Raw genomic sequence first — 13,694 nt, 5'->3', positions numbered from 1 at the left:
GACGCCGTCGTCCGGGCTACTCCCCACCCAACTCATACATGCGCATGCATATTCCCGCGCGTCAGCGGCGGATGCTCAGCGGCCGAGCGCCCACCGGGCCCGGCGCCGCACCACGCCCGCGAGTCGCCGCGCCCGCACGCCCATCGGCGCCTCCCGTGCGGCCGTCAGCAGCTTCGCGTCGTACGCGGCCCGGAGTTCGCGCGCCCACCGCCGGGTGATCGCCCGGTCGGAGAACTCGGCCGCCCTGGCCCGCGCCTTCCTCCGCATGCCCTCGACCCGCCCGGGCGGCATCGCGGCGAGCCCCGCGATCCGCCGGGCGAGCCCGTCCACGTCGCCCTCGGGGAGCAGGAAGCCGTTCACCCCGTCGCGGATCATGTCGGCCGGGCCGTAGCGGATGTCGTAGGCGAGCGGGATGCACCCGGCCGCCATGCTCTCCACGAGCACGAGGGGCAGCCCCTCCGACGTCGACGTGAGCAGGCTGAACCCGGCGGTCGCGAACTCCTCCCGTGCGTGCGGGTCGAAGCCGCGCAACCGGATCCACTCCTCGGCGCGGAGATCGCGGATGCGCGCCGCGAGCGTCGGCTCGTCCGGACCCTCGCCGATGACGTCGGCCTCGATCCGGGCGTCCGCCGCATGGGCCTTCGCGAGCGCCTCGATCGCGTGGCCCAGGCGCTTGCGCTTGTCCAGCGACGCGACCACCACGCCGCGCGTGGCCGGACGGGGTGCGGAGACCGCGGGCGGCAGCGTCACCTCGTTCGGGATCGTGCGCACGCGGGCCTGCACGCCCAGGGCCGCCAGGTCTTCCACGAGGTCGCTGCGCTGCCGCTCGGTCAGCACCACGATCTCGTCGAAGTCTCCCGCGCGCCGCAGGACGCCCTCCCGGGAGGCGCGGAGCGTCCGCGGGCGTCCGGCCACCCGGTGCGAGGCGTGCACGACGTGCAGGGTCGTCACGTGGTCACGGCGGTATCCCGCGACCGGTCGCGCGGCGGTCTTCGAGTCGACCAGCAGGAAGCTCGCGCGCCCCGCCGTCAGGCGGTCGAACCACCAGCGGTACAGCCCCCAGCTGGTGCGCCAGGAGCGCAGCGGGGTCCCGTCGACGCCGTAGACGACCACGCGCCGCTCCGCCCCCTCGCGCTCGGTCGCCAGGAGGGAGCCGTCGCGGCGGAACCGGTCGACCGACAGGTGTCCGTCCCCGTCTCGGCGTGCGCGGCTGAGCACCACGCCGTCGTGCTCGCGCACGGTGTCGTCGTCTTCCGGGGCCAGCAGCGGCGGCAGCGTCGGGATGACGCCCCGGGGTGCGGGCGGGGTGGCGCGCAGCTCGTCCCACAGGTTGCGGATGCGCAGCCCGTCGATCAGCTCGCCCTTCGCCCGCAGCCGCTCCGAGAGCTCGGGGTAGTCGGGGCCGTCGTCGAGCGTCAGCAGGTCGACGTCGACGCCCCCGATCCGGCGGAACGAGCGGGACCGGCGCAGCATCGCGCTCGTCATCCCCCCGTACTGCTCCGTGATGCCCCAGGTGAGGGCGAAGTGCCGGGCGGCCGGGAGGCGGGGAGGGAAGAGCGACATCTTGCCGAGGATAGCCCGGGGCTCTCCGGGGCGCGTCCTCCTCGCGGATGACCGGGCGGATCAGTCGAGGAGGTTGTGCGAGGCGGCGTCGGCGAGGGCGGCCCGCACGGCGCGGATCGACGGGGCGGCGGCCGACACCCGTCGCGCGGAGGAGAAGATCTCGCGGCGCGGGGAGCGCGGCAGCGGGGAGAGGTCGACGGTCGGGGTGTCGCCCGCCCACACCAGCTCGGGGAGCAGCCCGACGGCCAGCCCGGCGTGGATCAGGCGGATGTGCGCCGTGAGGTCGGCGAGCTCGAAGCGCACGTCCGGTTCGAACCCCGCGGTGCGGCACAGCTGCTCGGCCCAGGCGCGCGAGGCGGTGCCCGCCGGCTCCAGCACCCAGGGGGCCGTGCTGGTCGACCGGAGTGTCGTCGCGGGGTCGCCGTGCGCGGGGGAACCGGGGCGCCGGGCGAGCGCGATCGCGTCGTGCGCGAGCGCCACCCGGTCGAGATCGGCGTGGATCGGACGGCTGTGCCCCGGATACTGCTCGGCGAGGATGAGGTCGTCCTCCCGGCCGGAGACCGCGTCGAGGGCGGACTCCGGGTCGCGCTCGGTCACCTCGACCCGGAGGGCGGGGTGACGTTCCGCGAGCGCGGCGAGGGCGCGGGGCAGGAGCGAGTGGGCGGTGGACTGGAACACGGCCAGACGCACGGTCCCCGTCACCTCGGTGAGCGATTCCGCGACCGCGACCCTGGCGTGCTCGAGCTGGTCGAGGATGCCGATCGCCTCGGTCACCAGCACGGTGCCCTGCGGGGTGAGCTGCACGCCGCGCCCCACCCGGCGCAGCAGGGGGACGCCCACGTCGCGCTCGAGGGCCGCGAGCTGCTGCGACACCGAGGCCTTGCTGTAGGACAGTGCGTCGGCGACCGCGGAGAGCGTGCCACGACGCGACAGCTCCACGAGCATGCGCAGGCGGGTGATGTCGAGCACGGGGCCTCGCGTCCGTTAAGTCTGAGTGAACAGAATCCACTCGAATCGGTTGATAGACGGAGCCTACCGAGCGGCTGGACAATGATCCAGCCGCACACGTCACCCGGGTGTGCGCTGCCGAGGAAGGTAACCCCGCCCATGACCGTCATCGACGACACCACGCCCCGCACGGAAGAGGTCGCCGCACTCGTGCAGCGCTGGCTCGCCGAGAGCGAGACCCACCCCGTCGAGCCCGCCGCTCAGCGCCTCTCCGAGGTGCTCAAAGACCCGAACGGTCTCGACTTCACGGTCGGCTTCGTCGACGGCGTCATGCGTCCGGAAGACCTCCGCGTCGCCGGCCGCAAGCTCGCCGAGCTCAGCGACATCACCCCCACGCTGCTGCCCGGCTACCTGCGTGCCGCGATCAAGGCCGGCGGCTTCTGGGCGCCCAAGCTCCCCGGCGTCGTCGTCCCCATCTCGCGTCGCGTGCTGCGGGCGATGGTGGGCCACCTCGTGCTCGACGCCACCCCGTCGAAGCTCGGGCCCGCGATCGCGAAGCTGCGCAAGACCGGCAACCGCCTGAACCTCAACCTGCTCGGCGAGGCCGTGCTGGGCGAGCGCGAGGCCGGCCGCCGCCTGCAGGGCACGTACGACTTCCTCGCCCGCCCCGACGTCGACTACGTGTCGATCAAGGTGTCGAGCGTCGTCAGCCAGCTGTCGATGTGGTCGTTCGACGAGGCCGTCGCCGACGTGGTCGAGAAGCTCACGCCGCTCTACCGGCTCGCCGCGAAGGCGGAGGCTGCGGGCAAGGCCAAGTTCATCAACCTCGACATGGAGGAGTACCGCGACCTCGACCTGACGATCGCGGCCTTCACGAGCATCCTCGACCAGCCCGGGCTGGAGGACCTCGAGGCCGGCATCGTGCTGCAGGCCTACCTGCCCGACGCGCTCGGTGCCATGCAGCGCCTGCAGGAGTGGGCCACCGCCCGCCGGGCCAAGGGCGGGGCGCCCATCAAGGTCCGCGTCGTCAAGGGCGCCAACCTCGCGATGGAAGAGGTCGACGCGACCGTGCACGGGTGGCCGCTCGCGACCTACGGCACCAAGCAGGACTCCGACACGAACTACAAGCGGGTGCTCGACTGGGCCATGACCCCCGAGCGCCTCGACGCGGTGCGCATCGGCGTCGCCGGACACAACCTGTTCGACATCGCCTACACCTGGCTCCTCGCGAAGGCGCGCGGCGTGACCGACGCGGTCGAGTACGAGATGCTGCTGGGCATGGCGACCGGTCAGGCCGAGGCCGTGCGCAAGGACGTCGGCCGCCTGCTGCTCTACACGCCGGTCGTGAACCCCGCCGAGTTCGACGTCGCGATCGCCTACCTCGTGCGCCGCCTGGAGGAGAACGCGAGCCCGGAGAACTTCATGTCGGCCGTGTTCGAACTCGCGTCGAACCCGACCCTGCTCACGCGTGAGCGCGAGCGGTTCGAGCGCTCCCTCGCCGCCCTCGCCGCCGACGCCGGGCTGCCGGAGTCGCAGCGGGTTCCGGCACCGCACCGCACGCAGAACCGGGCGGACGAGCGCCCCGCCGGCGTGACCGAGGGCTTCGCGAACCAGCCGGACAGCGACCCCGCGCTCGCCGCGAACCGCGCCTGGGGTCGCGACATCCTGCGCCGCTCCGTCTCCACGACGCTGGGGCGTGACGCGATCGCCGCCGCCCGCATCGAGACCGAGGCCGAGCTCGACGCGGTCTTCACCGCCGCGACCGCCGCCGCCGAGCGGTGGGCGGCGCTGCCGGCCGCCGAGCGTGCCGCCGTGCTGCACCGCGCGGGCGACGAGCTCGCCGCGCGCCGGGGACAGCTCATCGAGATCATGGCCAACGAGGCGGGCAAGACCATCGCCGAGGCCGACCCCGAGGTGAGCGAGGCCATCGACTTCGCCCACTACTACGCCGAGCGCGCGAAGGACCTGGAGGCCGTGACGGGCGCGGAGTTCGTGCCGTCGAAGGTCACCGTGGTCACACCGCCCTGGAACTTCCCCGTCGCGATCCCCGCGGGCGGCGTGCTGGCCGGCCTCGCGTCGGGCTCCGGTGTGATCATCAAGCCCGCCAAGCTCACGCAGCGCTGCGGTGCCGTGATGGTGGAGGCGCTGTGGGCCGCTGGTGTGCCGCGCGACCTCCTCGCCCTCGTCGACCTGGCCTCGCGCGACCTCGGCACCCGCCTGGTCGCCAGCCCGCAGGTCGACCGGGTCATCCTCACCGGCGCCTACGAGACCGCGCAGCTGTTCCGCTCGTTCCGGGCCGACCTGCCGCTGCTCGCCGAGACCAGCGGCAAGAACGCGATCATCGTCACACCCTCCGCCGACCTCGACCTGGCCGCCGCCGACGTCGCCCGCAGCGCCTTCGGCCACGCGGGACAGAAGTGCTCCGCCGCCTCCCTCGCGATCCTCGTGGGCTCGGTCGCGGACTCGAAGCGGTTCGAGCGGCAGCTCGTCGACGCCGTGACCTCGATGCGCGTGGGGCTCCCCGACGACCCCGCCACGCAGATGGGCCCGATCATCGAACCCGCGAACGGCAAGCTGCTCACGGCGCTCACCACGCTCGACAAGGGCGAGCGCTGGCTGGTCGAGCCCTGCAAGCTCGACGACGAGGGGAAGCAGTGGACCCCCGGCGTGAAGACCGGTGTGCGCGAGGGCTCGTACTTCCACCTCACGGAGTTCTTCGGCCCCGTGCTCGGCATCATGCACGCGAAGGACCTCGACGAGGCCATCCGCCTGCAGAACGCCGTGGACTACGGCCTCACCGCCGGCCTGCACTCGCTCGACTCCGCCGAGGTCGCCACCTGGCTCGACCGGGTCGAGGCGGGCAACCTGTACGTGAACCGCGGCATCACCGGCGCGATCGTGCAGCGGCAGCCGTTCGGCGGGTGGAAGCGCTCGGCCGTGGGCGCCGGCGCCAAGGCGGGCGGCCCGAACTACCTGTTCGGCCTCGGCGAGTGGCGGGCGGCCGAACTGCCCGCCGCCGCGCCCGGTGCCGCCATGACCCCCGCGGTGTCGGGGCTGCTCGAGGCCGCCGCGCCCGAGCTCGACCCGGCCGCGATCGAGTGGCTGCACCGCGCGGCCGCCTCCGACGAGCGCGCCTGGGTGGACGAGTTCGGGGCGGTCAGCGACAAGTCCGGCCTCGGGGTCGAGCGCAACGTGTTCCGCTACCGCCCGGTCGCCGTCGACGTGCGCCTCGCGGAGGGCGCGACGCTCGTCGACGGTGTGCGTGTGCTCGCGGCCGCCCTGCGCAGCGGCAGCCCGTTCACCGTGTCGGCCGCGGCGCTGCCGTCGCGCGTGGCGAAGGCCCTCTCCGGCGCCGGGGTCGCCGTGAAGACGGAGTCCGACGCGGCCTGGACCAAGCGCTACGCGAAGGGCGCCCGGTCGTGGCAGCGCGTGCGGCTCGTGGGCGGCGACGCCACGGCGCTGTACCAGGCGCTCGAGGGCTCGCCCGATGTGGCCGTGTGGTCGCACGCGGTGACGGGTGCGGGTCGCGTGGAGATCCTGCCGTTCCTGCACGAGCAGGCCGTGTCGATCACCAACCACCGCTTCGGCAACCCGACCTCGCTGTCCGACGGCGTCATCTGACCCGCCGCCGCACACACGCCGAAGCCCCCTGCACCTCCGCGGTGCAGGGGGCTTCCTCGTGCGGGATCAGCCGCGCAGGGCCTCGGAGAGCTTGACGCGCGAGCCCATTCGCAGCAGCGAGTTCTCGTAGATCTTCGCGCCGATCACGATCGCGGCCACGCAGCTCGCGAGCAGGATCACGAGGCTCAGCAGCGGCTCCCACCACTGCGCCTCGCCGACGAACAGCCGCATGGGCATGCCGACCGGGGCGGAGAACGGCACGTACGACATGATCGTCAGCACCAGCGGGTTGTCGTTGAACACGATCACCAGGATGTACGGCGCCATGATCAGCATCGTGATCGGGGTGGTCGTGGAGCCGATGTCCTCCTGGCGCGACACCATCGAGGCCGCCGCGGCGAACATCGCCGCGAGCAGGATGAACCCGAACAGGAAGAACACCGCGAACCAGAGGATCGGGGCACCGAGCGTGGTCAGCACCTCGCGTTGACCCGTGACGATCAGGCCGATCGTCGCCACGGCCGCCAGCGCGAGGATCTGCCCCATCGCCAGCACCGTGTTGCCGACCACCTTGCCGGCCAGCAGGGTGCGCGCGGGGATGGCCGACAGCAGCACCTCCACCACGCGGGTCTGCTTCTCCTCGACGACGCTCTGCGCGATCGTGCCGCCGAACGTCGCCGCGGCCATCATGAACACCAGGCCGAACGCGATCGCGATGAAGTACCGCAGCAGCGGGTTGGTGGTGACCGGTTCCAGGATCACGACCTCGGGCGACAGCGACAGTGCCGACACCAGCGAGCCGGGAGCATCCTGCAGGGCGACGATCGAGTAACCCGTGTGACCCTCGGTGCCGCTCGCCGGGAGCACGGCCGCGTCGACCTTCTCCGCGCGGACCAGTTCCTCCGCCTCGGCCTCGTCGGCGACCGTGGTGACCTCGACGTTCGGGATCGCCGAGACGACCGAGGCGGTGTCGGCCGTCGCCGCGACCGGCATGGTTTCGGTGTTCTTGCTCGCGAAACCGCCGAACAGGACACCCGCGAGGGCGAGCACGAGCAGGATCCCGGTGGAGATCAGGAACGCCTTGCTGCGCAGCTTCGAGCCGATCTCACGCTCCGCGACGAGCCAGATGCCGCTGGGCGTGCGCGTGGGGGAGGGGGTGGGGGCGCTCACTGGATGACCTCCTTGAAGATCTGGGCGAGGGACGGGTGCTTGGGGGCGAAGCTCGCGACGTCGCCCCGGGCGACCGCCGACTGCAGCACGCGCTGCGCCGTCTCCGGACCGTCGGCGTCGAACAGGGCGTAGCCGCCCTCGAAGTCGATCACGGTGACACCCGGCTCGGTGCGCAGCCAGCCCGCGTCACCCGCCGACACCAGCTCGTAGCGGTCGCGGGCGTGCTCGGCGCGCAGGGCGTCACGCGACCCCGCGGCGCGGATCGTGCCACCGGCGAGGATCACGAGGTCGTCGCACAGGCGTTCCACCACGTCGAGCTGATGGGAGGAGAACAGGATCGAGGCGCCCTTCGCGGCGCTCGACTGCAGCACACCGGCGACCACGTCGACCGCGAGCGGGTCGAGCCCGGAGAACGGCTCGTCGAGGATCAGCACCTCGGGGTCGTGCACGAGGGAGGCGGCGATCTGCGCGCGCTGCTGGTTGCCGAGCGACAGCGACTCGATCGTGTCGTTCAGCCGCTCCCCGAGCCCGAGCTCCGTGAGCAGCGCGGTCGCGCGCGCGGTGGCATCCTGCTTGGCGAAGCCGTGCAGTCGCGCGAGATACACGATCTGCTCCAGCACCTTCATCTTCGGGTACAGGCCGCGCTCCTCGGGCATGTAGCCGAAGCGGCGGCGGTCCGCGGTGGTGAGCGGGGCGCCATCGAGGTCGACGCGGCCGCCGTCCGACGACAGCAGTCCGAGGACGATCCGCATGGTGGTGGTCTTGCCGGCGCCGTTGCCGCCGACGAAGCCCGTCAGGCGCCCGGGGGCGACCGTGAAGGAGACGTCGTCGAGCACGCGCCGAGAGCCGTAGCTCTTGGTGATGCCGGAGAGTTCGAGCAGTCCTGTCATGCCCCTCACGCTACGGAGCCCCGTGTTCCAGGGCATCCCCCGTGCGGCGGACCTTCCCTCCTCAGCCGTGGGGCGGAGGGGATCAGCGGTGGAAGGCGTGCAGCACGGTGCGCACCAGGAGGCCGGCGACCAGTGCCCAGAACGCGGCGCTCACACCCAGCACCGCGATGCCCGACGCGGCGACGAGGAACGTGACGACGGCGGGCAGGCGCTCGCCGGGGTCGTCGATCGCCTGCTGCACGGCCGAGCCGAACGCGGCGAACAGCGCCAGCCCGGCCACGGCGGGGATCACGGCCTGGGGGGCCAGCACCACGAGCGTCGCGAAGGCCGCCGAGAACCCGCCGAGCACCAGGTACGACACCCCGGTCGACACCCCGGCGACCCAGCGGCGCCGCGCATCGGGATCGGCATCGGGGGAGGCCGCGAGGGCCGCGCTGATCGCGGCGAGGTTGATCGCGTGTCCGCCCGCGGTGGCGCCGAGCGCCGTGCCGAGCCCGGTCACGAGCATCGCGGGACGCCACGGCACCTCGTACCCGAAGCTGCGCATGATCGCGATGCCCGGCACGTTCTGCGAGGCCATGGTCACGATGAACAGCGGCAGCGCGACGCCCACGAGCGCCCCGACCGTGAACACCGGAGCGGTCAGCTCCACCCGGGGCAGCAGCACCGCGGGGTCGACCGCGTCGCCCTCCGCCACCAGGGTCACCGCGACCACCGCGGCCGCGGCGAGGAACGCGAACGGCACCGCCCAGCGCGGCGCGAGGCGCGCGAACACCAGCCACGTGAGCACGACCGGGACCACGCCCCACGGGTTCGCGACGACGCCCGTGATCGGTGCGAGGCACAGCGGCAGCAGCACCCCGGCGAGCATGGCCTGCGCGATCGACGGAGGGATGCGGGCGATCAGGGCGCCGAGCGCGGGCCACAGCGCCGTGAGCAGGATCAGGGCCGCGGTGACCAGGAACGCCCCGACGGCCGCCGGCCATCCGCCCTCGATCGCCCCGGTGGAGGCCAGCAGCGCGGCGCCGGGGGTCGACCACGCGACCGTGATCGGCATCCGGTAGCGCCACGCCAGCACCACGCACGCGATGCCCATGGTCACCGTCACCGCCAGCAGCCCGCTGGCCGCCTGCGCCGCGGTCGCGCCCATCGCGTCGAGTCCCGCGAGCACCACGGCGAACGAACTCGTGAAACCGACCAGTGCCGTGACCACCCCGGCCAGGATCGGGCGCGACAGGGGAGCGGTTTCCGGCATGGCTCAGAGGCTATCGCGGAGCCCGGTCCCCGGCCGCGTCAGGCGAGCCCGAGCCGGTGCGCGAGCACCACGGCCTGCACCCGGTCGCGCGCGCCGAGCTTCTGCAGGATGCGCGACACGTGCGTCTTCACGGTCGCCTCGCCGATGTACAGCGCCCGCGCGATCTCGCCGTTGCTGCGGGCATCCGCGAGCAGCGCGAGCACCTCGGCCTCCCGCTCGGTGAGCGGCTCGGCGAGCGCGGGGTTCGTGCGTGCGGAGCTCGGCACCGGCGCGGGCGACGCGGGGGCCGGCGCGGGCACCGCGGAGAACCGGGCGAGCACGCGCCGCGTCACCTCGGGCGCCAGCATGCCGTCACCCGCGGCGAGGGCGCGGACCGCGGCGATCAGGTCCTCCGCCCCGGCGTTCTTCAGCAGGAAGCCGCTGGCCCCGGCATCCAGCGCGCGGTACAGGTAGTCGTCGCGGTCGAACGTCGTGATGATCGCGATGGCCGCGCGGACCGCCGGATCCGCGACGATCCGCTCGGTGGCCTCGATGCCGTCCATGTCGGGCATCTGCACGTCCATCGTGATGACGTCGGGGAGCAGGGCGGACGCCTGGGCCACGGCCTCCGCTCCGGTCGAGGCCTCGCCCACCACCGTGATGTCGGGCTGTGTCTCCAGGATCGTGCGGAACCCGGTGCGCAGCAGCGCATGGTCGTCCACGAGCAGCACGCGGATGGCGCCGGCGCTCATCGGCTCGCTCCCGCCGCGACCGGGGCGAGGGGCACCCGGGCCCGCACGCGCAGCCCGCCGGACGGCCGCGGCGCCACCTCCAGCGTGCCCCCCGAGGCCGTCGCGCGCTCCCGCATCCCGAGCTGCCCGAGGCCCGGTCGCAACTGGGCGATCGCGCGGCCGGTGTTCACGACCTCCACCTCGACGCCGTCGTCGTCGTAGCGCACCCGCACATCGGCCGTGGCTCCCGGTCCTGCGTGACGGCGGGCGTTCGTGAGCGACTCCTGGGCGATGCGGTAGAGGTTCACGGCGACCACCGAGGGCACCGCGGTCGGAGTGCCGACGACCGTGTACGCGGTGGGGAGTCCCGCGGCCGTCGAGGCCTCCGCGAGTTCGGCGATGTCGTCGAGCCCGAGCGTCGAGGCGCCGTCCGCGGTCTCACCGCCGGGCGTGCGCAGCGTCTCCAGCAGCTGCCGCAGCTCGTGGATCGCGTCGCGCGCCGAGCCCTCGACGCCCGACAGGATCTCGGCGGCCCGCGCGGGGTCCTGGGCCAGCACCAGGCGCGCCGCGCCGGCCTGCACGCCCATGACCGAGACGTGGTGGGCGACCACGTCGTGCAGCTCGCGGGCGATGCGCACCCGGTCGAGGGCGACGGCCTGCGCCGCCGTCACCTCGCGCTCGCGCTCCAGCTCGGTCGTGCGCTGCTCCAGCACCGACCGCTGCTCGGCGGCGGCCCAGGACCGTTCGCCGAAGTAGTAGGCCCCGCCGAAGTAGAGCCCATTGAGCAGGATCTGGATCAGCATGAAGGCGACGTAGGGCGACATCGCCCCGGCCACCACCTCGGCCTTGTCCGCCTCGCTGATCGCGTCGCGGTACATCGTGAGGAGCAGCCACACGAACATCCCGACGATGATCGCCACGCGCACGATGAGGGCGCGGCGCCGGTCGTTCATCCACGCGCCGACGGTGTAGAGGCCGATGAACATCGCGATGTTGCCGACGTAGATCTCCGGTACCCGGATCGTGACGGCCGCGAAGTAGGCGACGGATACGACCACGGCCACGGTGCCGGGCCAGCGTCGACGGAACGCGAGCGGACCGGACACCACGACGGCGTAGAGGAGGGCGGTCCACAGCGGGGCCTGCTCGTCGCCGTACACCTGGGCGATGGAGGAGAGCGCGGCGCTCAGGATCGCGCCGACGAACAGCACCCCGGCGAGCAGCAGGTCGCCGCGGCGGTCGCGCTCGGTCGGCGTGCGGGTGAAGGGCATCCCTCCACCGTAGGGCGGCGTTCGGCGGGGCCGCATCCCCCGGACGGCGGAGGCGGCGCGGAGGGGTCTTGACCGCGCACTTGTTTTTTGCAAGTATCACCGCATGAGCCTCTTCCTCACCTGCCCGGTCGAGAGCGTCGAACGCGCGACCGCCTTCTACACGGCCATCGGCTGGACCCTCAACGAGGAGATGTCCGACCACAACGTGTCGTGCTTCGCCATCGCGCCCGGGCAGTACGTCATGCTCGGCAGCCGCGAGATGTACGCCAGCGTCGGCGGCGTCGACGAGCTCGTCGGCGGCCCCGACACCCCGTCCAAGGTCACCGTCTCGTTCGACCTCGGCAGCCGCGAGGCGGTCGACGAGCTGGTCGAGCGCGCGAGAGCGGCGGGCGGCCGCATCGGCGAGACCGACGACTACCCCTTCATGTACCAGCGCCAGTTCGACGACCCCGACGGCTACCACTACTCGCCGTTCTGGATGAAGCCGGACGCCGACGCCGACGCGTGAGCGACCTCGGTGCCGCGCTCGGCGTGGTCGGGGCGCGCTGGGCGCTGCTGATCGTGGAGCGGCTGCTCGACGGACCCCAGCGCTACGGCGATCTGCAGCGCGACCTCGGAGTCCCTACGAACATCCTCGCCACGCGCCTGCGCGAGCTGGAGGCCGCCGGGGTGCTCGCGCGACTGCCGCTCCGGCACAACACCCGGGCGTACGCGCTCACCGACCGCGGGCTCGCACTGCGGGAGGCGATCGAGGCGCTGCGGGCGTGGGGTGCCGCGGAGGAGGATGAAGTTCCCTCGACGAGAACGGAGAAGTGACATGAGCGAAGACGCACCCGGTCGCATCCTGATCGACCTGTTCAGCACCCTCGACGGCGTGGCCCAGGGCCCCGGCGGCGTGGGGGAGGACACCTCGGGCGGATTCCGGTTCAGCGGATGGCAGGCCGGTTACCCCTCACCCGGCATGGGCGCCGAGGTCGACGCGGGGATGCGGGGCCTCGACGCGCTGCTGCTCGGCCGCCGCACCTACGACATCTTCGCCTCGTACTGGCCGCAGCACACCGATGGCGAGGAGGGTCACATCGGCCGGCTCTTCGACGCGGTGCCGAAGTACGTGGCGTCGCGGAACCCCGACCTCGCGCTCGACTGGCAGGGCAGCTCGCGCGTGGGCGACGACCTGGCCGCCGAGATCGCCCGCCTGCGCGCGACCCACCGCGAGGTGCACGTGATCGGCAGCATCGACTTCGTGCACACCCTGCTCGCCGAGGGGCTGTTCGATCAGCTCAACCTGTGGGTGTACCCGCTGCTGCTCGGCACGGGGAAGAAGGTGTTCGACGACGCAGCGCTCCCGTCGGTGCTGCGACTGCTCGAACCGCCGGTCGTCGACGACGCGGGCGTGATGCTCCTCCGCTACGGCCGCACCGATCGCACCCCGGAGGTCGGCACGTTCGGCGCCTGAGGCGGGTCAGCCCAGCAGTCGCTCGATCACGCGCGCGACGCCGTCCTCGTCGTTGGTCGCGGTGACCTCGTCGGCGGCGTCCCGCACCACGGGCTCCGCGTGCGCCATCGCCACCCCGCGCCCCGCCCAGCGGAGCATCTCGACGTCGTTCAGCGCGTCGCCGAACGCGACGACCTCGGCGCGGTCGATGTCCAGGTGCGCGCACAGCCGCGCGAGCCCGGTCGCCTTCGTCACGCCCTCGGCCATCACCTCCACGAACGGCGCACCGGACAGGGTGGCTTCGAAGCCGGTGAGCCCGAGCGAGCGCAGCGTGTCGAACAGTGCGGCGGGTGCGAGCTCCGGGTGGCGGATCACGAGCTTCAGGCTCGGCGCCGCGAGCACCTGCTCCAGCGGCACGCCGCCCATCGTCGCCGGATCGCGCTTGTGGTCGGACAGGCTCGCGATCGCCGCGTAGCCGTCCTGCGCGACGAAGGTCTCGCCGCCCTCGCGCACGCTCGCGAACAGCAGCCCGGGGATGCTCGCGCGGAGGGCATCGGCGAGCGTGCGGATCGTGTCGGACGGCAGCTCCTCGGCGAACAGCATCCGTCCGTCGCCGAGGTGCACCGCGTAGGCGCCGTTGCTGCACAGCGCCCACCCGTCGAATCCGGCGTCGGCGGCGATCGCGCGCAGTCCGATCGGCTGGCGCGCGGTGACGGGCACCACGGGGATGCCCCGCTCCCGCGCCGCGTCGAGCGCCGCGCGGGTGCGCGGTGTCACGGAGGAGGAGGGGTCGAGCAGCGTGCCGTCGAGATCGGTCGCGATCAGTCGCAC

At 72.9% G+C, this 13,694-nt stretch carries 12 protein-coding genes; 4 read left to right on the top strand and 8 right to left on the bottom strand.

Annotation, left to right across the window (positions count from 1 at the left end):
• Nucleotides 1–75 precede the first annotated feature (75 nt).
• Both ACFWCH_RS03585 and ACFWCH_RS03580 read right to left on the bottom strand, forming a co-directional pair.
• Entirely contained in the window at nt 76–1,563 is a 1,488-nt protein-coding gene (locus ACFWCH_RS03585; RefSeq protein ID WP_378802922.1) for a glycosyltransferase, read from the bottom strand.
• A gap of 60 nt (nt 1,564–1,623) precedes the next feature.
• On the bottom strand, nt 1,624–2,532 hold the full coding sequence (locus ACFWCH_RS03580; protein WP_136035157.1) for a LysR family transcriptional regulator: 909 nt from the start codon (nt 2,530–2,532) through the stop codon (nt 1,624–1,626).
• 138 nt (nt 2,533–2,670) lie between these two features.
• Between ACFWCH_RS03580 and ACFWCH_RS03575 the strand changes: the two genes are divergently transcribed.
• Nucleotides 2,671–6,132 (top strand): proline dehydrogenase family protein, encoded by a 3,462-nt coding sequence (locus ACFWCH_RS03575; RefSeq protein WP_378802921.1) that lies wholly within the window; start codon nt 2,671–2,673, stop codon nt 6,130–6,132.
• A gap of 66 nt (nt 6,133–6,198) precedes the next feature.
• Here the strand turns inward: ACFWCH_RS03575 and ACFWCH_RS03570 are convergent, their stop codons facing one another.
• The 5 genes from ACFWCH_RS03570 to ACFWCH_RS03550 form a co-directional block, all read right to left on the bottom strand.
• Nucleotides 6,199–7,302 (bottom strand): ABC transporter permease, encoded by a 1,104-nt coding sequence (locus tag ACFWCH_RS03570; protein ID WP_247982337.1) that lies wholly within the window; start codon nt 7,300–7,302, stop codon nt 6,199–6,201.
• Nucleotides 7,299–8,183 (bottom strand): ABC transporter ATP-binding protein, encoded by an 885-nt coding sequence (locus tag ACFWCH_RS03565; protein ID WP_136028486.1) that lies wholly within the window; start codon nt 8,181–8,183, stop codon nt 7,299–7,301. Before ACFWCH_RS03565 ends, ACFWCH_RS03570 begins: the two co-directional genes overlap by 4 nt.
• Nucleotides 8,184–8,274: 91 nt before the next feature.
• Nucleotides 8,275–9,447: a benzoate/H(+) symporter BenE family transporter gene (locus tag ACFWCH_RS03560; RefSeq protein WP_378802920.1), complete on the bottom strand. Its 1,173-nt coding sequence runs from the start codon at nt 9,445–9,447 to the stop codon at nt 8,275–8,277.
• A 38-nt stretch (nt 9,448–9,485) separates the two neighbouring features.
• A complete protein-coding gene (locus ACFWCH_RS03555; protein ID WP_247637894.1) occupies nt 9,486–10,178 on the bottom strand; it encodes a response regulator transcription factor in 693 nt (230 codons plus the stop codon).
• Nucleotides 10,175–11,428 carry a sensor histidine kinase gene (locus ACFWCH_RS03550; RefSeq protein WP_206252442.1) on the bottom strand — a complete coding sequence of 418 codons (1,254 nt, stop codon included), beginning with the start codon at nt 11,426–11,428 and terminating at the stop codon, nt 10,175–10,177. Before ACFWCH_RS03550 ends, ACFWCH_RS03555 begins: the two co-directional genes overlap by 4 nt.
• 103 nt (nt 11,429–11,531) lie before the next feature.
• On the opposite strand from ACFWCH_RS03550, the gene ACFWCH_RS03545 reads away from it, so the two are divergent.
• The 3 genes from ACFWCH_RS03545 to ACFWCH_RS03535 are packed head-to-tail and all read left to right on the top strand — an operon-like array spanning nt 11,532 to nt 12,884.
• Nucleotides 11,532–11,936: a VOC family protein gene (locus ACFWCH_RS03545; protein ID WP_378802919.1), complete on the top strand. Its 405-nt coding sequence runs from the start codon at nt 11,532–11,534 to the stop codon at nt 11,934–11,936.
• Nucleotides 11,933–12,244, top strand: a complete 312-nt coding sequence (locus ACFWCH_RS03540) for a helix-turn-helix domain-containing protein (protein WP_136044179.1) — start codon at nt 11,933–11,935, stop codon at nt 12,242–12,244. Before ACFWCH_RS03545 ends, ACFWCH_RS03540 begins: the two co-directional genes overlap by 4 nt.
• A 1-nt stretch (nt 12,245) precedes the next feature.
• Entirely contained in the window at nt 12,246–12,884 is a 639-nt protein-coding gene (locus ACFWCH_RS03535) for a dihydrofolate reductase family protein (RefSeq protein ID WP_136036464.1), read from the top strand.
• 6 nt (nt 12,885–12,890) lie between these two features.
• Here ACFWCH_RS03535 and ACFWCH_RS03530 read toward each other — a convergent pair whose 3' ends face one another.
• Nucleotides 12,891–13,694, bottom strand: coding sequence for an HAD family hydrolase (locus tag ACFWCH_RS03530; protein ID WP_136028510.1), 804 nt, complete (start codon nt 13,692–13,694; stop codon nt 12,891–12,893).

The organism is Microbacterium sp. NPDC060132 (assembly GCF_042729675.1).
Taxonomy (GTDB): domain Bacteria; phylum Actinomycetota; class Actinomycetes; order Actinomycetales; family Microbacteriaceae; genus Microbacterium; species Microbacterium sufflavum.
The sequence above is the reverse complement of the archived record's forward strand: the minus strand, read 5'-3'. Positions and strand labels throughout refer to the sequence as shown.

Coding starts and splice junctions, on each gene's coding strand:
- ACFWCH_RS03560 (WP_378802920.1), bottom strand. CDS start 9,447: ATGCCGGAAACCGCTCCCCTGTCGCGCCCGATCCTGGCCGGGGTGGTC.
- ACFWCH_RS03550 (WP_206252442.1), bottom strand. CDS start 11,428: ATGCCCTTCACCCGCACGCCGACCGAGCGCGACCGCCGCGGCGACCTG.
- ACFWCH_RS03585 (WP_378802922.1), bottom strand. CDS start 1,563: ATGTCGCTCTTCCCTCCCCGCCTCCCGGCCGCCCGGCACTTCGCCCTC.
- ACFWCH_RS03535 (WP_136036464.1), top strand. CDS start 12,246: ATGAGCGAAGACGCACCCGGTCGCATCCTGATCGACCTGTTCAGCACC.
- ACFWCH_RS03575 (WP_378802921.1), top strand. CDS start 2,671: ATGACCGTCATCGACGACACCACGCCCCGCACGGAAGAGGTCGCCGCA.
- ACFWCH_RS03545 (WP_378802919.1), top strand. CDS start 11,532: ATGAGCCTCTTCCTCACCTGCCCGGTCGAGAGCGTCGAACGCGCGACC.
- ACFWCH_RS03555 (WP_247637894.1), bottom strand. CDS start 10,178: ATGAGCGCCGGCGCCATCCGCGTGCTGCTCGTGGACGACCATGCGCTG.